Origin of the sequence: Kineosporia mesophila (assembly GCF_021129235.1) — a bacterium.
Taxonomy (GTDB): Bacteria; Actinomycetota; Actinomycetes; order Actinomycetales; family Kineosporiaceae; genus Kineosporia; species Kineosporia mesophila.
The window spans coordinates 109224-127112 of sequence record NZ_JAJOMA010000017.1 but is presented as its reverse complement, the minus strand read 5'-3'; the positions used below and the strand labels follow the sequence as shown (position 1 = coordinate 127112).

Sequence of the window (17889 nt, the reverse complement as noted above, 5' to 3'; positions counted from 1 at the left end):
GGCCGCTAGACGCGTCGCCAGGCGATGCGCTCGGACACCGCCTCGAGTCCTTCGACGGCGGCGGGCGGCAGGGGTGCGCTGCGCAGGACGGCGTGGGCGTCGGTGACGGCCCGGGTGATGCGCTGCTCGACCAGGTCGCGAACGCCCTCGCTCTCCATGGCTTTCCGCACGACCTCGACGTCGTCCCCGTCGTGCGAGTTGCCGCGCATGCGGTCCACGGCGGCGCGGGCGGGGCCGGTGCAGCGCTGCTCGGCCAGAGCCAGCAGCACGGTCGCCTTGCCGGCCGTGAGGTCGTCGGAGCTGGGCTTGCCGGTGACGTCGGGGTCGCCCCACACGCCGAGCAGGTCGTCGCGCAGGGCGAACGCCTCGCCGAGCAGGCGGCCGTAGCGGCCCAGGGCCGTGACGACGTCCTGCCCCGCACCGCCCAGGGTCGCGCCCAGCTCAAGGGGACGCTGGATCGTGTAAGCGCCGGACTTGGCGTGGGCCACCTCCAGCGCCTGGCCGATCGCGTCGTCGGGACTGGTCAGGGCGGCGGCGCTGAGGTCGCGGGCCTGTCCGCGCACCAGCTCGACGCTCATCTGCCACCACAGCGTTCGCACCGGCGCGGGCAGACCCGACACCAGGGCTCCCGCCTCGACGTGGGCCAGGTCGCCGGCCAGCACCGCGATGCTCTCGCCGTAACGCCGGTCGTCACCGGTGGCGCCCGCGCCCCGGTGCCGCCGACCGGCCCGGACGTGCACGGTGGGCACCCCGCGCCGCAGCGCGGACTCGTCCATCACGTCGTCCTGGGCCAGCCCGAAGGCGTGCAGCAGTTCCAGGGCGGTCGACAGGCGCACGAGATCGGGACTGTCGTCGCAGCCGCCCGCGGCGACCCAGCCCCACCAGCACATCTGCGGGCGCAGCCGTTTGCCGCCGGACATCACCAGGGTGGTGAGCAGCTCCGGCACGTCGTCGTCGCCGAGCACCGTGTCGGCCACCGCCGTGCCCCGCCGCCACTGGGTGCCCAGATCGGCGAGCCGGTCGGTGAGCAGGGCCTCCACCGCGTGCAGGTGTGCGGCGTGACTGTCGTGGGCCTGGTGGACGGAGTGGGACGGGGCGGGAACCAGCGTCAACACGTCTCCTCGGCGGCGGTGGTCAGGTGGCGCATGATGTCGGGTCCGACGGCCTGGGCCTGGAGCACCAGCCACGGGCTGAACGCGAACGGGGTGCGCCGCACGGCCTCGTACAGGTCGGGCCAGGGCACCCAGGCGAATTCGGCGACCTCGGCGGGATCGGGGTCGGGGACGGCGGACTCGTCGATCAGGGCGACGTGCACCGGGCACAGCTCGTTCTCCACCACGCCGCCGGCGTCGACGGCGCGGTACCGGAACGAGGGCAGCGCCACCCGCACCCCGGTCACCGTGAGGCCCAGTTCCTCGCCGGCGCGGCGCACGACGGCCGCGGCGATGTCCTCACCCGGGCGCGGGTGGCCGCAGCAGGAGTTGGTCCAGACCCCCGGCCAGGTCTTCTTGGCCAGGGCCCGGCGGGTGACCAGGGTGCGGCCGCGGATGTCGAGCAGGTGCAGCGAGAAGGCCAGGTGCAGGGGTGTGGCGGTGTCGTGCACCGTCAGCCGGTCTGCCTCGCCGATGGGTGATCCGTCGTCGTCGAGCAGAACCACCAGGTCGTGCGCAGCGGCCGGCACGCCGGCCCGTGGGTCGGTGAGCGTCATCAAGGCCCTCTCTGTCGTGTACTTCTCGCGCCGGATCGGGTGGTTCCGCGACGGGGCAGACTCCCTTTCTCTCCGACGCGGGGCATTTACGCCACTCGGGCGAGCGACGGTGCTCAGGGGTGCAGTTCCTGATTGATGTCGTGCAGGGCGGTGGTGAGAACGTCCAGGGCACCGATGAGGGCGGTGAGGGACTGCGGTTCCAGTGCGTCGAAGGCCTTCTCCAGTAAGGCGGCCGGCCGCGTGTAGAAGTCCGCGGTACGGCTGCGGGCCAGGGCGGTGGCGCGCAGGGTGACCTGGCGCCGGTCGGCGTGCTCCCGGCTGCGGGCCACGTACCCGGCGTTCTCCAGCCGGTTGACCAGGGCATTCGTGGCGCCGGAGGTGAGCCCGACGCGTTCGGCCAGGCGCACGGGCGAGAGCGGTTCGCCCAGGCGCTCGGCCCACAGCACCTCGACCAGGGCGTTGACGTCGGTGACGTGCAGGTCGAGCACCTGGGCCGAGCGGCGGTTCAGCTCGGTGTACTCCCCGGCGTAGGTGCGCAGCAGGTCGAGTGCCTGCTGCCGGGGCCCGGGTTCGAGCACCGCCGGAAAGGGTGGGACCTCCTCGTTCATGTCCGCAGACTACTTTACGACGTGCAAGACTTCACCAAGCATGTAACTTCATCGTGAAGTCATTAGTCGACGGGAACGGATGCCATGAACAGCCAGAGCCCCACCGTCCTGATCTCCGGGGGAAGTATCGCCGGGCCCGCCCTGGCCTGGGCGCTGCGCCGCGCCGGGTTCGCGCCCACCCTCCTGGAGCGCGCGCCGAGCATGCGCGTCGCCGGTCAGAACCTCGACATCCGCACCACCGGGCGCGCCGTCATCGAGCAGATGGGCCTGACCGAGGCCGTGCTGAAACAGAACACCGGTGAGCGCGGCACCCGCTTCCTCGACCACACCGGCCGCTCCTACGCCGAATTCCCGGTCGAGGCCGGGCGGGACGGGTCGACCGCCGAGATGGAGATCCTGCGCGGCGACCTGTCCCGGCTGCTCCTGGACCTGACCGAGAACGAGATCCCGCACCGCTACGGCGATCACGTCACCGCCGTCGAGCAGTCACCGGAGGGGGTGGAGGTCACCCTGGCCAGTGGCGGCACCGAGCGCTACGACCTGATGGTCATCGCCGAGGGCCGGCGCTCGCGCACCCGCACGCTGGTCTTCGGTGACGACGTGGTCTGGCGCGACCTGGGGGAGTACGTCGCCTACGGCACCATCGACCGCACGGACGACGATGACGACTGGTGGCACTGGATGACCTCCACCAACAGCCGGATGATCGCCCTGCGTCCCGACAACAAGGGCACCAGCCGGGCCAACCTGGCCTTCTTCGCCCCCGACCTGGGGCTGGAATCGATCGGTTTCGAGGCCCAGATGCACGTACTACGAGCCCATTTCGCCGATGCCGGATGGAAGACGGCGCGCATCCTGGACGGTTTCGAGGCCTACCCGCAGGAGTTCTACCTCGAGCGCTTCGCCCGGGTGACCATGCCGTCCTGGTCGCGTGGGCGGGTCGTGGCGCTGGGCGACGCGGCCTGGGGGTCGGGGCCGACCGGGATGGGTACCAGCCTGGCCCTGGCCGGCGCCTACGTGCTCGCCGGGGAACTGGGGGAGAGCTACGCCGGTTCCGGTCCGGCCGCCGCGTTCGCCGGCTACGAGCGGGTGATGCGGCCCTGGGCCGACAAGGTGCAGAACTTCCCGCCCGGCATCCCCCGTCTGATGTTCCCGAAATCGCGGGCCGGGCTGAAGGTGCTCAAGGCCGTGCACCGGGTGGCCGCCTCGCCGCGGGTGCGGCACCTGGCCGAGCAGAAGCTGGTGTCGCGGCCCAGCCCTCTGCCGCACCTGCCCGACTACCCGGCGCTGCGGGCCGAGTAGAGCGCAACCCCCCGGGTCAGCCGATCTCGCGGATGACCCGGGCCGGGTTGCCGACGCAGACCACATTCGCCGGAACGTCTTTCGTCACCACGGAACCGGCGCCGATCACCGAGTTGTCGCCGATGCTCACGCCCGGGCAGACGATGACGCCGCCGCCCAGCCAGACGTTGTCGCCGATCGTGATGGGCCGGGCCGCCTCCAGCTTGTCGCGGCGCGGGCCGGGGTCGATCGGATGGGTCGGCGTCAGAAGCTGCACCCCGGGCCCGATCTGGCAGTCCTCGCCGATCCTGATCGCCGCCACGTCGAGCGCGGTGAGCTGGTAATTGATGAAGGTGCGCGCACCCACGTGCAGGTTCTCGCCGTAGTCCACGAACAGCGGCGGGCGGATCGCCACCCCGGCCCCCACCGATCCCAGCACCGCGGCCAGGGTCGCGCGCGCCGAGGCGTGATCGCCGGCGGTGAACTGGAGGCGGTAGGCCTCCAGCAGTCGCACCGCCCGCTCGTGAATGCGCACGCTCTCGTCGTTGTCGGAGTCGGCGGCGACGTACAGGTCGCCGGCCAGCATGCGCTCGCGGTGGGTGCGGGGGTCGCCGGCGAAGTAGTCGGTCACGGTCGGTGCGCCTTCCGGTCGGCAGTGGCCAGGATGCGGTCGATGGCGTCCAGTGCCACCTGGGGGTCGTGGGGTTCGGTGTCGAGCGCCCGGTGCAGGCTCAGGCCCTCGATCGTCGCGTCGAGCAGCCGGGCCGTGGCCGGGTCGAAGTGTCTCTCCAGGGCGGCGCGGCTGGCGGCCATCCAGGCGCTGGTGATACCCCGGAAACGCGGGATGCGGGCCGCGAGCGTGTACAGCTCCTGCATCAGCACCAGTTCGCGCTGGGTGCTGAGGGTGTCGGTGACGATCAGGTCGGCGACGGCCCGCCGGGCCTCCTGCGCGGTGCCGGCCGCGCTCATCCGGGCCTCGAACTGGCTGCTGGCCGCCTGCGCGAAACGGGTGAAGGCGTCGTACAGGACCTGGTCGATACCGTCGAAGTGATAGGTCATCGAGCCGAGCGGGACGTCGGCGGCAGCGGCGATCTTGCGGTGTGACACCCCCGCCACCCCGACCTCGGCGACGACGTCCAGGCACGCGTCGATGATGCGGCTACGGCGTTCGGGGTCATGGCGCCGGACGTTCATGTGTACGACTGTACAGCCCAGGTGCTTGGTGTGTACGGTCGTACGCATGACGCAGTCAACGGCGACTCGGCCGGATCAGGATGTCCGCCGTGCGCGGGCGGCGGTGGGCGTGCTCTTCTTCACCAACGGGGCGATGTTCGCCAACGTGATTCCCCGCTACCCCCAGATCAAGACCGAACTCGCCATGAGCAACACGGCCTACGGCCTGTCGGTGGCGGCCTTCCCCACCGGCGCGCTGATCGCGGGGACGGCGGCGGGCCTGCTGGTGCGGCGGTTCGGCTCGGCGTCGGTGGCGGCGGTGGGCATGGTGCTGACCGGCGTCGGCGTGATCGCGGCAGGCCTGGCCCCGGTGACCGTCGTGTTCGCCCTGTCCCTGTTCGTGGCCGGCAGCCTGGACGCGATCGCCGACGTCGCCCAGAACGCGCACGGCCTGCGCGTGCAGCGGCGTTACGGCCGTTCGATCATCAACTCCTTCCACGCCATCTGGTCGGTCGGCGCCGTGACCGGTGGACTGATGGCGGCCGGGGCGATCGCCCTGGGACTCTCCCGGGGCGTGCACCTCGTCCTCTCGTCCGTGCTGCTGGCCGTGATCGCCCTGCTGGCCTGGCGTTTCTGCCTGCCCGGGCCCGAGGTGGAACCAGTGGAGGAAGGGACCCCGGCCGCGGCCGCCGGCCGCCTGCCGGTCGGCCCGGCCACGGCCCTGACCGTCGGCGCGCTGGTGCTGATCGCCGTGGCGGGCGCGGTCGTGGAGGACTCGGGCAACTCCTGGGCCACCCTCTACATCGGCGACTCCCTCGGCGCCCCGGCCGCGATCGCCACCCTCGGCTACATCGCGCTGGTCGGGGCCCAGTTCGTCGGCCGGCTGTTCGGCGACCGCCTGGTCGACCGCTTCGGCCAGCGCGTGATCGCCCGCTCCGGCGGCGCTTTCGCCGCCGCCGGGATGGGCCTGGCCCTGGCCTTCCCGAGCGTCGGGGGCACCGTCCTGGGCTTCGCCGCCGCCGGTTTCGGCGTCGCGACCCTGGTGCCCGCGGCCATGCACGAGGCCGACGAACTCCCGGGCCTGCGCCCGGGCACCGGCCTCACCATCGTCTCCTGGCTCATGCGCCTGGGCTTCCTGCTGTCGCCCCCGGTGGTCGGTGCGGTCGCCGACGCCACCAGCCTGCGCGCCGGCCTGCTGGTGGTGCCGGTGGTCGGCCTGATCGTGGTGCTGACGGCAGGAGTCCTGTCCCAGCGCCCGAACCGCCCCCACGCCCCTGGCGAAACAACCCCTTCTGCATGATCACGGACGAAGGGTGGCCTGGGCCCAGGTCTCGAAAGAGGTCAGGGGCAGGCCCAGTTCGCGGGCGTAGGCGGGGCGGGCCGGCTGGCCGACCACGTTCATGTGCTCGTGCGGGACGGTGGCGTAGGCGGGCATTCCGGCCGCCAGGGCCTGCTCCGGCGTGAGATCGGGGGCGGGCAGCGGACGATCCAGAACGCGGCTCAGCACTTCGGCGATGTCGGTCATGGACAGGTAGTCGCTGGCCAGTTCCAGTTCGAGACGGTCGAACCGCTCGTCGCCGGTCAGCGCCGCGGCCGCCGCCGTGCCGACGTCGGGCACCGCGACCAGCGAGATCATCGTGGCCGGCTTCAGCACGGTGACGATGCCGCCCTCGACCCCTCGCGGGAACAGATAGGCGGCCGAGGGCAGGAAGTTCTCCATGAACGTTCCTGGTCGCAGGATCGTCCACCGCTCGAAACCGGCCTCGCGGACCGCGTCCTCAATCAGGCTCTTGCTCTCGTAGTAGGGCGCCAGCGGCGCCCACGGGCCCTCGCGCAGCTCCTGCAGCTCCCGGCGGCCGGGCGTACCGGTGACGGTGGTCTGGACGAACCGGGGCACCCCGGCCGCGCGGGCCGCCTCGACGAGATTCACGGCCTGGGCGCGCTCGTCGGCGAAGTCGAACTGCCCCTCGCGCACCGCGGGCATCTGCACCGAGAACACGGCCCGGGCGCCGCGGGCGGCCCGGACGATCGAGTCACGATCGAGCAGGTCGCCGGTCACCACCTCGGCTCCGGCATCTTTCAGATGCCTGGCGGTCGCGGGATTGCGGACGAGGACCCGCACCGGAGCGCCCCGGTCCAGGAGGGCGCGGGCCGTGGCACCGCCCTGCCGGCCGGTGGCGCCGGTGACGAGAACGGGGGCTGTCGGCATGGGTGTCCTCCCGAAGATAAACGGCGGGGGCCGCCGTTTGGATTCGGCTAACATACGGCGGACCCCGCCACTTGTCCACGTCCGAGGTGATCCGGTGCCCCCGCAGCAAAGAGCCGATGCCCGCCGCAACTACGAGCGCCTGCTGGCCGTGGCCGTCGAGGCGGTCGCCGAGCACGGTGCGAGTGCCTCGCGGGAACAGATCGGGCGCACCGCCGGCGTAGGGTCGGGCACCGTGCGGCGGCACTTCCCCACCCGGCATGCCTTGCTGGACGCGGTGTTCCACGACCAGGTCGAGGGTCTGGCGGCGCGGGCGGCGGACCTGGCCGACGCCCCCGACCCCCGGGCTGCGCTGCTGGACTGGCTGGGGGCGCTGACCACCTACGCGGCGACGTTCAAAGGCCTGGCCGAAGCGCTGGTCCAGCAGACCGGGAGCCCGGACACGTACTGCTCCACCGGCCGGCTCACGGCCGCCGGGGCGCCCCTGGTGCAGCGCGCCGGACCCTGGCTGGCGCCCGGCGTCACCATCGAGGGCCTGATCGACCTGATCACCGGAATCGCCCTGGTGGCCGAGCGGTACGGCGACCCACCGGCGCACGCGGCCCGGATGTGGGACCTGACCGTGCGGGGGATCAGCCCCGCCTGAAGCCGGCTCAAGGTAGCGGGCGCCGGGGTCGATGCTGCAGCAGTGCCGCAGGAACCTGCCCCTGCCGTCGAGGTGGATCCCGCCCGGAGGCTGGCCGACCGCCGTCAGGTCCGGCGCGGGCGCGGGGCGGTGGCCGCCCTGGTGGCGGTCGCGGCAGCCGTCGCGGTGTTCGTGCTGTGGTCGTCGCAGACCACCAACCGGGCGACCGAGAAGGCCACCTCGGCCGTCAATCTGTCCGCGGCCTACGACGCCACGGTGACGGCCCTGGCCGTTGAGCAGTCGCTGGTCCGGGACTTCCAGCTGCACCCCTCCCCGGGCTCCTGGGCGGCCTACAACCAGGCCGCACAGACCTTCCAGACCGCTCTGGACGCCCTGGACCGGATCGGCGGGGGACCTCTGCAGCAGACCATCGACCGGGTCCGCCACGAGAACCAGGCCTACCAGAGCGCGGTACTGCGCCTGTTCGACGCGGCGCAACGGTCACCGGACGCGACCGCCGCCCGCGACCGGGACGCCGACCTGTGGTTCGACCGCCTCAACTCCGCCGTGACGAGCGCCGCCCAGGCCCAGCACCTGCGCGCCGACCAGGCCCTGGCCCACCTGCGCACGCTCGAGCAGCGCGAGCGCAACCTGACCCCGGTCGTGCTCCTGCTCGGCTTCACCCTGTCGGCCGTGCTGAGCTGGATCTCCCGTGGCCATCGCCGGCAGCTGGACGCCGAGCGGGCCGGAGCGGTGTACCGGTCCCAGCACGACCACATCAGCGGGCTGCCCAACCGCACCGTGCTCACCGCCCGGATGGCCGACGCCCTGGACGACGAGAACCGCCTGGTCTCGGTGCTGCTCATCGACCTGAACCACTTCAAGGACGTCAACACCACCCTCGGGCACCTGGAGGGCGACCAGATCCTGGCCCAGGTCGGCGCGCGCCTGCGGGCGGCCGTGCGCGAGGAGGACGTGGTCGCCCACCTCGGCGGCGACGAGTTCGTGGTGCTGCTCACCGACGTCACCGCCGACGACGAGGGCCTGGAGGTCGCCGCCCGGCTACATGCCGTCCTGGACGAGAGTTTCGCCGTCGGCGACGTCGAGATCGACGTGGAGGCCACGATGGCGCTCGCGGTCTCCGGGCAGCCCGGTGGCGACCCGGACACCCTGCTGCGCAACGCCTACGTCGCGATGGAGACGGCCAAGGCCCAGGGGCATCCGGTGCTCGTGCACGAGCAGGCGGCCGACGAGAAGTCCTCGCACAAGCTCGTGCTGCTGAGCGACCTGCGCCGTGGGATCAGCCGCCGGGAGCTGGTTCTGCACTACCAGCCCAAGATCGACATCGGGTCCGGGGCACTGGTCGGGGCCGAGGCGCTGGTGCGCTGGAACCACCCGGAACTCGGCTTCGTCCCCCCGGACCGGTTCATCCCGATCGCCGAGCAGACCGGCCTGATCCACCCCCTGACCCACTACGTGCTGGACGCCGCCCTGGTCCAGGCGCGCACCTGGCAGCAGGCCGGTACCCCGGTGCGCGTCGCGGTCAACCTCTCGGCCCGCAACCTGCTCAACGACGAACTGCCGGGCCAGATCGCGGAGCTGCTGACCGCCAACGGCGTGAGCGCTGCGCTGCTGGAGCTGGAGGTCACCGAGTCGGCGATCATGACTGATCCGCAGCGGGCCCGGCGTGTGCTGAACGAACTGGCCGGGATGGGGATCGGGCTGTCCATCGACGATTTCGGCACCGGTTACACCAGCATCGGCCAGCTGCGGCATCTGCCGGTGCACGAGCTGAAGATCGACCGCTCGTTCGTCACCGCCCTGGCCACGGACGCCACCGATGCCATGATCGTGCGCAGCATCGTCGAGCTCGGCCACAACCTGGGGCTCAGCATCGTCGCCGAGGGGGTCGAGGACGACGCGACCCGCTGCGTGCTGGCCGGTGTCGGCTGCGACATCGCCCAGGGGTTCGGCATCTCGCGGCCGTTGCCGGCCGGCCGGTTCGACGAGTGGATGGCCGCTTACGAGGCTAGGCCTGCTGTTTCACTGTCTGTGCAGTGACCTCGTCACACAGGTGCTCGGCCTCGGTGATGGTCTGCTCCCAGGCGGGGAGCGGACGTCCGCCCCGGGTGGGTTCCTGGCGCGCCTCCTCGGTGGCCCGGCGGGCCTCGCCGAGGTGCTGATAGGCGGCGCGCCGCAGCGCGTGACGCTGCGCCGGGACGGCGCCGGGCGCCAGGTCGCGGTAGCGCTGCGCGGCGGCGACCGCGTCGGCGGTGCGGGCCTGGGCCCGGTCGGCGGCCGAGCGCGGCCACAGCAGGAAGTGCACGGCCAGCACCACGAGCGCGGCCAGCGCCGTGTCGAGGATGCGCGGCCAGTAGAGCTCGCGGTGGTCGCCGAGCATGTCGAGCAGTACGAAGACCACGCCGGTCAGTCCCGTGGTGGCGATCGCGTAGTGCTGCCGCACCCCGACGGCCATCACGGCGCCGAACCCGGCCACCGCCGCGATCAGGGCGTAGCGGTCGCCGGTGACCAGGGTGATCGCGCCGATCGCGGCCACCCCGGCGACCGTGCCCAGGCAGCGGTGCAGGGACCGGCGGAACACCGGGCCGAAGTCGGGCTTGTAGACGAACGCCACGGTCATCGGCAGCCAGTAGCCGCGCGGCCCGTCCAGGGCCACGGCCGCCAGCTGCGTGATCAGCACGCACAGGGCCAGGAGGGCCGCGTAGCGCAGGTGCGCGGCCCGCGTCGACCAGCGCCGGGCCGGGGGCTGCAGCGGCACGTCCTGGACCGGGCCGGCGCCGCTGGCCACGCACACGCCGGCCAGGGCCTGCTCACCGGGTGAACGGGGGGAGAACCGCGGGGTCGGGGCCCCGGCGCGGTCGCCGGGCCCGAAGAGCCGCTGCTCCATGCGCAGTGGCGCGCTGGTGACGAGCTCCGGCAGCGGCCGGCCCTCCCACAGCAGGGTGGTCACCGCCTCGCCCAGCGGTACGGCGAGGTGGAAAGCACGGACGAGGCGCCCGGTGGGGGTCTGTGGTCCCGACCGGCTGCCCCGGGCCAGGTGCGGGGCCATCACCGTCTGGGCGTGGTCGAGAGCGTCGGTCACCCGGCGGCGGGCGTCCTCGGCGGCCGGGGTGCCCGCGGCCTCCAGCGCCCGGGCGGCGGTGGCGTAGACAGCCCGCACGGCGGAGCGCTCGATCTCGTACCGGGCCCACAGCCAGGGGAAGGCCGACAGCACGAGCACCAGCAGGGTTCCCGACAGCAGCGCCAGCGGTGCGTGCCACCACGGGCCCGGTACCGGGATGCCGCTGCCGATGACCGCCCCGAGGAGGAGGTGCATCCCCGCCACCGAGGCCACCCGTCCATAAGGACTGACCAGACCCGAGACGAAACCGGCGGCCACGAGCGTGACCGTGACCACCGCCTCGACCCCGGTGCGCAGCGCGACCTCACCGGCCAGCAGCCCGAGGGCCGCGAACCCGGCCAGCCAGGCCAGCCGCCGGGTACGCGCCCAGTACGGGTCACCGCCGTCCTGCCCCACGCCCCACAGCGCGCCGACGGCCGCGATCACGGCCAGGGTGGTCTCGCCGGTCCAGACCCCCAGCAGCAGGGGAACGGTGAGCGCGGTGCCGCCCCGCAGGGCAGCGGGTGCGAGGTTACGCATGGGTTGTCCTCTCGCGGGTACGGGCCTCCGCGGTGAGGAATGACTCCCTGGAAGTTAGCTGACCCACGGCGTTATCGGGAACCGAGGGGTGGGCCGTGAGGTGCACCACATGCCCGCTCCGCCCCATCGGGTGAAGTACGCCTCATTGACGTGCACAAGCACCACGAACGGCGGCATGGTCGACTGCAATGGTCAGCGCGCCTGCCGATGAAGGTGACAGTCTGTGCTGACCAGCACGTGTCGACACGGTGATCGTCACGCCGGGCCCCGAACCTGAGGCCGGACGTCGCGATCACCCGAAGGAAGTGAGGTACTACCTGTGACCGCCATCGCTCCCGAGATGCAGGCCCCGGCGTCTGCCTTCGACACCGTCCCGGCCCTGACGGCGGCCGACCGTTGTGACGCCACCACCACCACGATCCGCGAGGGTTCCGGCAGCGCGAACCCGCGGGTGCCCTGTGGTGCGCAGGCGTACGTCACGGCCCTGTTCCCCAGTGGCAGCACCCTGCAGTTCTGCGCCCACCACGGCCACAACCTCGAGGCCAGCCTGGTGCAGAAGGGCGCCGTGATCCGCGACGACTCAGGTGTACTGCAGCAGAACACCAAGCCCGGAGCCTCCGCCTAGGCCTTTCCGGCTCCTGGGCCCTACTCCCTTCGTGTTCGGGCAAACTCTCCCCGGGGAGAGTTTGCCCGAACACGACCGGGTCCGGGGGGTCAGCCCAGGGGGTTGCCGACCATGTTGGCCACGATGCCCCGGATCACGTTCGTGCCGTCCTCGGTGCGCAGCTCCTCGTACCAGGCCCGGGTGGCCTCGGGGTCCTTGGCGTGGGTCACGTCGGCCCGGCGCCGGGCCGTGAGCACCAGCTCACCCGCCCGCTGCGTGCGCGAGTCCTGGTAGCGCCGCAGGCTGTCCTCGACGCCCAGCGTGGTGGTGGCCAGCACCCGCTCCAGCATGATCGTGTCCTCCAGCGCCGAGCAGCCGCCCTGGCCGATGTCCGGGGTGGTGTTGTGCGCGGCGTCGCCCAGCAGCGCGACGCGGCCCTTCACCCAGGTGTGGAACGGGTCGATGTCGAACACCTCGACGCGGTTCGTGGTCATCGGGTCCAGGTTCGCGATCAGCTTCTGCACCCCGGGCGCCCAGCCGGCGAAATGCTGCGCCAGCACCTCGCGGGCGTCGGCCCGCCGGTAGGCCAGGCCCTGCGGCTCGAGCACGTCGAAGAAGAAGTAGAACCGGCCCCCGGCGATCGGCATCACCGAGACCCGCTGCCCGTCGGCCACATACGTGGTCCACTGATCGGCCGGACCGACCTGCGTATCGATGTCGACCAGGCCGTTGAAGTTCACGTACCCGGCATACCGGCGCTCCCGCTCGGTGCCCAGAACGTAGGCTCGCGTGCGGGATTTCGCCCCGTCGGCGCCGATCAGCAGATCGCCTGTGGCCCGGGAACCGTCCGCGAACGTCACCGTGACCGACCCCGGCTCCTGGGAGATGCTCTCCAGCCGCCTGCCGAACCGGATCCGGTCCAGGCCGAAGGCATCCATCAGCATCGCCTGAAGATCGGCCCGCGCCACCGGGTAGGGACGCTGCCCCATCTGCTCGGTGATCGGGTCCAGGGGGAAGCGGCACATCGTCTCGCCGGTCAGCCCGTCCCGGTAGGACATGTGGTCCATCCGCCCGCCCAGGGCCGCGGTCTGCGCGCCCAGTCCCAGATGATTCAGGGCCTTCACCCCGTTGGACCACACCGAGATCGCCGCCCCGACCGGCTTGTTCTCCGTGACCTGCTCGTAGATCTCGACCTCGTGACCGAGTCGCTGCAGGGCGATGCCCGCACTGGCACCGCCGATTCCCGCTCCGATGATGATGATTCGCATGAGATGCCCTTTCCCGCGTCCGCTGCCTGTTTTTATCGCACCGGCCGTTCGGCTCAATCCAGGGGCATAGGTCCCGCCGCCCCTCCGGGCGACGGAAATGATTGGCCTACGGAATTTTACCGACACGAAACACCGTCGTGCCCAAGATGCCGCAGCTTGAAAGTCCGGGACCATTGGCTCTACGGTGACCGCCATGGATCTCCGCCTTCACACCCACGGCACCGCCTGGGTGCGGGGGCGTATCGCACACGGGCATCGAGCTGACGTCGTCCTTCACGTCATCTGCCCCCCGTCGATGCGTCCGGAAGCCGGAGAATGCTCAATCCACCCACAGCACAGGTCAACGGGCGTCCCCTCGGTCTGAACGGGGCCGCTCCCCACGTCTCCGCCCTGGATCTTCTGCGCGCCAACGGCCTGCTCGGGGCCAAGGAAGGCTGCGCCGAAGGGGAGTGCGGCGCCTGCGCGGTGCTCCTGGCCCGCCCGGGCATCGCGGCCGCGACCGAGTGGACGGCCGTCAACGCCTGCCTCCTGCCCTCCGCGACGCTCGCCGACCAGGAAGTGCGCACGGTCGAGGGCCTCGGCGACCCGGGGAACCTGCATCCGGTACAGCAGGAGATGGCCGAGCGCGGCGGGTCGCAGTGCGGCTACTGCACGCCCGGTTTCATCTGCAGCATGGCGGCCGAGTACTACCGGCCCGACCGCGGTGACCACTTCGACGTGCACGCCATGAGCGGGAACCTGTGCCGCTGCACGGGTTACCGCCCGATCCGCGACGCCGCCGAAGCCCTCGGCCGACCCCAGGCCCACGACGCGCTCGCGGCCCGGTGCACGCACGCGCCCCCGGTGGTCCGGGCGGTCGAGTCCGACACGTTCGTCCGGCCCGCCACCCTGGCCGGCGCCCTCGACGTGCTCGCCGGGCGCGACGACGTGACGGTCGTCGCGGGCAGCACCGACCTGGGCGTCGACATCAACCTCAAGGGATTCCGGCCCACCCTGATGCTGTCCGTCGCCCACCTGGACGAGATGCGCCAGTGGCGGATCACGCCGCAGTCGGCCGAGATCGGTGCCGCCCTCACCCTGTCCGAGATCGAGCGACGCCTCGACGGCGCGGTTCCGCTGCTGTCCCAGCTCCTTCCCCAGTTCGCCTCCCGGCTCATCCGCAATTCGGCCACCGTCGGCGGAAGCCTGGGAACCGCGTCCCCCATCGGCGACCTGGCCCCGGCGCTGCTGGCCCTCGACGCCACCCTGGTGCTGAGCTCGGCCGACGGCGAGCGCGAGGTGCCCCTCAGCGAGTACTTCACCGGCTACCGCACCAGCGTGCGCCGACCCGGCGAGCTGATCCGCCTCGTCCGTATCCCGCGACCCGCGCCCGCCCACACCGCCTTCCACAAGATCGCCAAACGCAAGTACGACGACATCTCCAGCGTCGCCGTCGCGATCGCCGTCGACCTGCACGACGGCGTCGTGCGAACGGCCCGGATCGGCCTGGGCGGCGTGGCCGCCACCCCGATCCGCGCCCGGGCCACCGAGGCCGCGCTCGCCGGGCAGCCCTGGAACTCCGAAACCGTCGAGGCGGCAGCGGAAGTGCTGCGCGCCGAGGGAACCCCCATGAGTGACCACCGGGCCAGCGCCGACTACCGGGCAGCGATGCTCGGCGAGTCGCTGCGCCGGTTCTCCGCGCAGCTGATGGAGATGTCATGACCGTCGGGAAGCCACTACCGCACGAGAGCGCCCGCCTGCACGTCACCGGGAAGGCGCTCTACACCGATGATCTGGTGTATCGCACGGCCGGAACCCTGCACGCCTACCCGGTGCGCTCCTCGCACGCGCACGCCCGGATCACGCATCTGGACGTGAGTGGCGCCGCGCGGGTTCCCGGGGTGGTGCGGGTGCTCACCGTCGACGACGTGCCCGGTGTCAACGACGCGGGCGTCAAGCACGACGAGCCGTTGTTCCCCAGTGAGGTCATGTTCCACGGCCAGGCGATCTGCTGGGTGCTGGGAGAGACCCTGGAGGCGGCGCGGCTGGGCAGCCTCGAGGTCGTGGTGGACTACGAGCCGCTGCCGGCGATCGTCGCGGTGCGCGATGCCATCGCGGCGGGCAGCTACCAGGGCAATACCCTGGTGCTGGACCGGGGCGCCATCGATTTCGACTCCGCGGAAAGGGTGTTCGAGGGGGAGTTCGAATTCTCCGGGCAGGAGCACTTCTACCTGGAGACGCACAGCTCACTGGCGATGGTGGACGAGTCGGAGCAGATTTTCGTCCAGTCCAGCACCCAGCACCCCACCGAGACCCAGGAGATCGTGGCGCACGTGCTGGGGCTGCGCAGCCACGACGTCACCGTGCAGTGCCTGCGCATGGGTGGTGGCTTCGGTGGCAAGGAGATGCAGCCCCACGGTCTGGCCGCCGTCGCCGCGCTGGGCGCCACCCTCACCGGCCGGCCCGTGCGGATCCGGCTCAGCCGCGCGCAAGACATGGCGATGACCGGCAAGCGTCACGGTTTCCACGCGTCCTGGCGGGTCGGGTTCGACGACGACGGACGCCTGCTGGCCCTGGAGGCGACCCTCACGGCCGACGGTGGCTGGAGCCTGGACCTGTCCGAGCCGGTGCTGTCCCGGGCCCTGTGCCACGTCGACAACGCCTACTGGATCCCGAACATCCACGTCACCGGCCGGGTCGCGCAGACCCACAAGACCTCGCAGACCGCGTTCCGGGGATTCGGCGGACCGCAGGGCATGCTGGTGATCGAGGACATCCTCGGCCGCTGCGCCCCGCAGCTGGGCCTGGAGCCGGACGAGCTGCGGCGCCGCAACTTCTACCGCCCGGGCCAGGACACGCCCTACGGCCAGCCGGTGCGGCACACCGAGCGGCTGGGGCGCACCTGGCAGCAGGCGCTCGAGACCAGCTCGTTCGCGCGGCGCCAGGCCGAGATCACCGCCTGGAACGCCGCGCACGAGCACAGCAAGCGGGGCCTGGCGATCACCCCGGTGAAGTTCGGCATCTCGTTCAACTTCACGGCCTTCAACCAGGCCGGCGCCCTCGTGCACGTGTACAAGGACGGCTCGGTGCTGATCAACCACGGCGGCACCGAGATGGGGCAGGGCCTGCACACCAAGATGCTCCAGGTGGCGGCCACGACCCTGGGGCTGCCGATCGGGCAGGTGCGCCTGGCCCCGACCCGCACCGACAAGGTGCCCAACACCTCGGCCACCGCGGCGTCCTCGGGCACCGACCTGAACGGCGGGGCCGTGAAGAACGCCTGCGAGCAGATCCTCGAGCGGCTCACCGACGTGCGCGGCACCACCTGGGAGGAGCGGGTCGCCAACGCCTACATGGCGCGGATCCAGTTGTCGGCGGCGGGTTATTACCGCACCGAGGGCATCTACTGGAACGGCCTGGCGATGAAGGGCAGCCCGTTCAAGTACTTCGCCTACGGGGTGGCGGTCGCCGAGACGCAGGTCGACGGTTTCACCGGGGCCTACGAGACCCGCCGCGTCGACATCGTGCACGACGTGGGCGACAGCATCTCCCCCTTGATCGACATCGGCCAGGTCGAGGGCGGTTTCCTGCAGGGCCTGGGCTGGCTCACGCTGGAGGAGCTGCGCTGGGACGACACGACCGGCCGCCTGCTGACCGCCGGGGCGAGCACCTACAAGATCCCGAGCTTCTCCGAGATGCCGGCCGAGTTCAACGTCGGGTTCCTCGAGCAGGCCACCGAGGACGGCGTGGTGTACGGCTCGAAGGCTGTCGGTGAGCCGCCCTTCATGCTGGCCTTCGCCGTGCGCGAGGCCCTGCGCCAGGCCGTGGCCGCGTTCGGGCCGACCGGCGCGAGCGTGGAACTGGCCTCGCCCGCCACACCCGAGCAGGTCTACTGGGCGGTGAAAGCCACCTCGAAGCAACGGGACCCGGCATGGACTGGCTGAAGGGCATCGAGGCCCTGCGCAGCCGCAATCAGGCCGGGGTGCTGGTCACCGTGGTCGCGGCGCGGGGGCACACACCCCGCGAGGCCGGGGCGAAAATGGTCGTCGGCCCGCGGGATCTGTGGGGCACCGTGGGCGGCGGCAATCTCGAGGCGGTGGCGGTGGAACGGGCCCGTACCGGTGACCTGGCCGGGCCCGAGCTGATCACCCTGAACCTGTCCGACCGAGCGCCCTACCAGCACGGGATGCAGTGCTGCGGGGGAGAGGTGACCCTGTTGCTGGAGCCCCTGCGCGCCGTGCCCGCCGTGGCGGTGTTCGGGTTCGGCCACGTCGGGCTGGAACTGGCCCGCATCCTGGCCCGGCACGACCTGGAACTGCATCTCGTCGACACCCGCACCGACCCGTTCACCCCCGAAAGGCTCGACGCCCTGCACGATGCCGTCGCCCGGGTGGTCGTGCACCAGGTGGCCCTGGCCCCCGAGCACGTGCTCAAGGACCTCCCGGCCGGCACGCACGTGCTGGTGATGACACACGACCACGCCGAGGATCTGGCCATCTGCGAACACGCCCTGCGCACGCCCGATCTCGGCTCGATCGGCCTGATCGGGTCGTCGGCCAAGGCATCCAGCTTCCACCGCAAATTGAAGGACGCGGGTCACCCCGACGGGCTGTCGGGTATCCGTTGTCCGGTGGGGCTGGCGGGGGTGGGGGACAAGAAGCCCGCCGCGGTGGCGCTCAGCATCGCGGCGGAGATGCTCACGCTGGTCCAGCCCTGACCGAGGTTGCCGGCCGGGGCGTAGTCCGGTAGGTCCGGGCCGCCGGGTTCGGTGCGGTG

The 17889-nt window shown here is 71.7% G+C and carries 16 protein-coding genes; 8 read left to right on the top strand and 8 right to left on the bottom strand.

The window, feature by feature from the left end; genetic code table 11:
- Nucleotides 1-5: 5 nt before the first annotated feature.
- The 3 genes from LR393_RS23375 to LR393_RS23365 all read right to left on the bottom strand — a co-directional run bounded on the left by LR393_RS23375 (nucleotide 6) and on the right by LR393_RS23365 (nucleotide 2316).
- The gene (locus LR393_RS23375; RefSeq protein WP_231486295.1) at nucleotides 6-1112 is read right to left on the bottom strand and encodes a polyprenyl synthetase family protein; all 1107 of its coding nucleotides are present in this window, start codon (nucleotides 1110-1112) and stop codon (nucleotides 6-8) included.
- Nucleotides 1109-1708, bottom strand: a complete 600-nt coding sequence (gene idi, locus LR393_RS23370) for an isopentenyl-diphosphate Delta-isomerase (RefSeq protein ID WP_231486294.1) — start codon at nucleotides 1706-1708, stop codon at nucleotides 1109-1111. Before idi ends, LR393_RS23375 begins: the two co-directional genes overlap by 4 nt.
- A gap of 113 nt (nucleotides 1709-1821) precedes the next feature.
- Nucleotides 1822-2316, bottom strand: coding sequence for a MarR family winged helix-turn-helix transcriptional regulator (locus tag LR393_RS23365; protein ID WP_231486293.1), 495 nt, complete (start codon nucleotides 2314-2316; stop codon nucleotides 1822-1824).
- Between the two features lie 84 nt (nucleotides 2317-2400).
- On the opposite strand from LR393_RS23365, the gene LR393_RS23360 reads away from it, so the two are divergent.
- Nucleotides 2401-3618: an FAD-dependent monooxygenase gene (locus LR393_RS23360; RefSeq protein WP_231486292.1), complete on the top strand. Its 1218-nt coding sequence runs from the start codon at nucleotides 2401-2403 to the stop codon at nucleotides 3616-3618.
- Between the two features lie 16 nt (nucleotides 3619-3634).
- Here LR393_RS23360 and LR393_RS23355 read toward each other — a convergent pair whose 3' ends face one another.
- Together LR393_RS23355 and LR393_RS23350 are read right to left on the bottom strand one after the other, a co-directional pair.
- Nucleotides 3635-4183 (bottom strand): sugar O-acetyltransferase, encoded by a 549-nt coding sequence (locus LR393_RS23355; RefSeq protein WP_269327770.1) that lies wholly within the window; start codon nucleotides 4181-4183, stop codon nucleotides 3635-3637.
- Between the two features lie 41 nt (nucleotides 4184-4224).
- Complete coding sequence (locus tag LR393_RS23350) at nucleotides 4225-4791, bottom strand: TetR/AcrR family transcriptional regulator (protein ID WP_231486290.1); 567 nt, start codon at nucleotides 4789-4791, stop codon at nucleotides 4225-4227.
- Nucleotides 4792-4837: 46 nt separating this feature from the next.
- On the opposite strand from LR393_RS23350, the gene LR393_RS23345 reads away from it, so the two are divergent.
- Nucleotides 4838-6070, top strand: a complete 1233-nt coding sequence (locus tag LR393_RS23345; RefSeq protein WP_231486289.1) for an MFS transporter — start codon at nucleotides 4838-4840, stop codon at nucleotides 6068-6070.
- Here LR393_RS23345 and LR393_RS23340 read toward each other — a convergent pair whose 3' ends face one another.
- Nucleotides 6071-6979: an NmrA family NAD(P)-binding protein gene (locus tag LR393_RS23340; protein ID WP_231486288.1), complete on the bottom strand. Its 909-nt coding sequence runs from the start codon at nucleotides 6977-6979 to the stop codon at nucleotides 6071-6073.
- A gap of 94 nt (nucleotides 6980-7073) precedes the next feature.
- Here LR393_RS23340 and LR393_RS23335 point away from each other — a divergent pair, with 94 nt between their 5' ends.
- Together LR393_RS23335 and LR393_RS23330 are read left to right on the top strand one after the other, a co-directional pair.
- Nucleotides 7074-7622 (top strand): TetR/AcrR family transcriptional regulator, encoded by a 549-nt coding sequence (locus tag LR393_RS23335; protein WP_231486287.1) that lies wholly within the window; start codon nucleotides 7074-7076, stop codon nucleotides 7620-7622.
- 42 nt (nucleotides 7623-7664) lie between these two features.
- On the top strand, nucleotides 7665-9662 hold the full coding sequence (locus LR393_RS23330) for a putative bifunctional diguanylate cyclase/phosphodiesterase (RefSeq protein WP_231486286.1): 1998 nt from the start codon (nucleotides 7665-7667) through the stop codon (nucleotides 9660-9662).
- Here the strand turns inward: LR393_RS23330 and LR393_RS23325 are convergent.
- Complete coding sequence (locus LR393_RS23325) at nucleotides 9631-11262, bottom strand: FUSC family protein (protein WP_231486285.1); 1632 nt, start codon at nucleotides 11260-11262, stop codon at nucleotides 9631-9633. The two genes, LR393_RS23330 and LR393_RS23325, sit on opposite strands and share 32 nt — an antisense overlap.
- A gap of 319 nt (nucleotides 11263-11581) precedes the next feature.
- Here LR393_RS23325 and LR393_RS23320 point away from each other — a divergent pair, with 319 nt between their 5' ends.
- A complete protein-coding gene (locus tag LR393_RS23320) occupies nucleotides 11582-11887 on the top strand; it encodes a DUF7455 domain-containing protein (RefSeq protein ID WP_231486284.1) in 306 nt (101 codons plus the stop codon).
- 89 nt (nucleotides 11888-11976) lie between these two features.
- On the opposite strand, the gene hpxO is transcribed toward LR393_RS23320, so the two are convergent.
- On the bottom strand, nucleotides 11977-13134 hold the full coding sequence (gene hpxO, locus LR393_RS23315) for an FAD-dependent urate hydroxylase HpxO (RefSeq protein WP_231486283.1): 1158 nt from the start codon (nucleotides 13132-13134) through the stop codon (nucleotides 11977-11979).
- Nucleotides 13135-13449: 315 nt separating this feature from the next.
- On the opposite strand from hpxO, the gene LR393_RS23310 reads away from it, so the two are divergent.
- Genes LR393_RS23310 through xdhC form a run of 3 tightly spaced genes read left to right on the top strand, consistent with a single transcriptional unit; the run spans nucleotide 13450 to nucleotide 17830 of the window.
- Nucleotides 13450-14835, top strand: coding sequence for a xanthine dehydrogenase small subunit (locus tag LR393_RS23310; protein ID WP_231486282.1), 1386 nt, complete (start codon nucleotides 13450-13452; stop codon nucleotides 14833-14835).
- Entirely contained in the window at nucleotides 14832-17057 is a 2226-nt protein-coding gene (locus LR393_RS23305) for a xanthine dehydrogenase molybdopterin binding subunit (protein ID WP_231486281.1), read from the top strand. Before LR393_RS23310 ends, LR393_RS23305 begins: the two co-directional genes overlap by 4 nt.
- On the top strand, nucleotides 17045-17830 hold the full coding sequence (gene xdhC / locus LR393_RS23300) for a xanthine dehydrogenase accessory protein XdhC (protein WP_231486280.1): 786 nt from the start codon (nucleotides 17045-17047) through the stop codon (nucleotides 17828-17830). The genes LR393_RS23305 and xdhC overlap by 13 nt, the downstream gene beginning before the upstream one ends.
- Nucleotides 17831-17889: the final 59 nt, after the last annotated feature.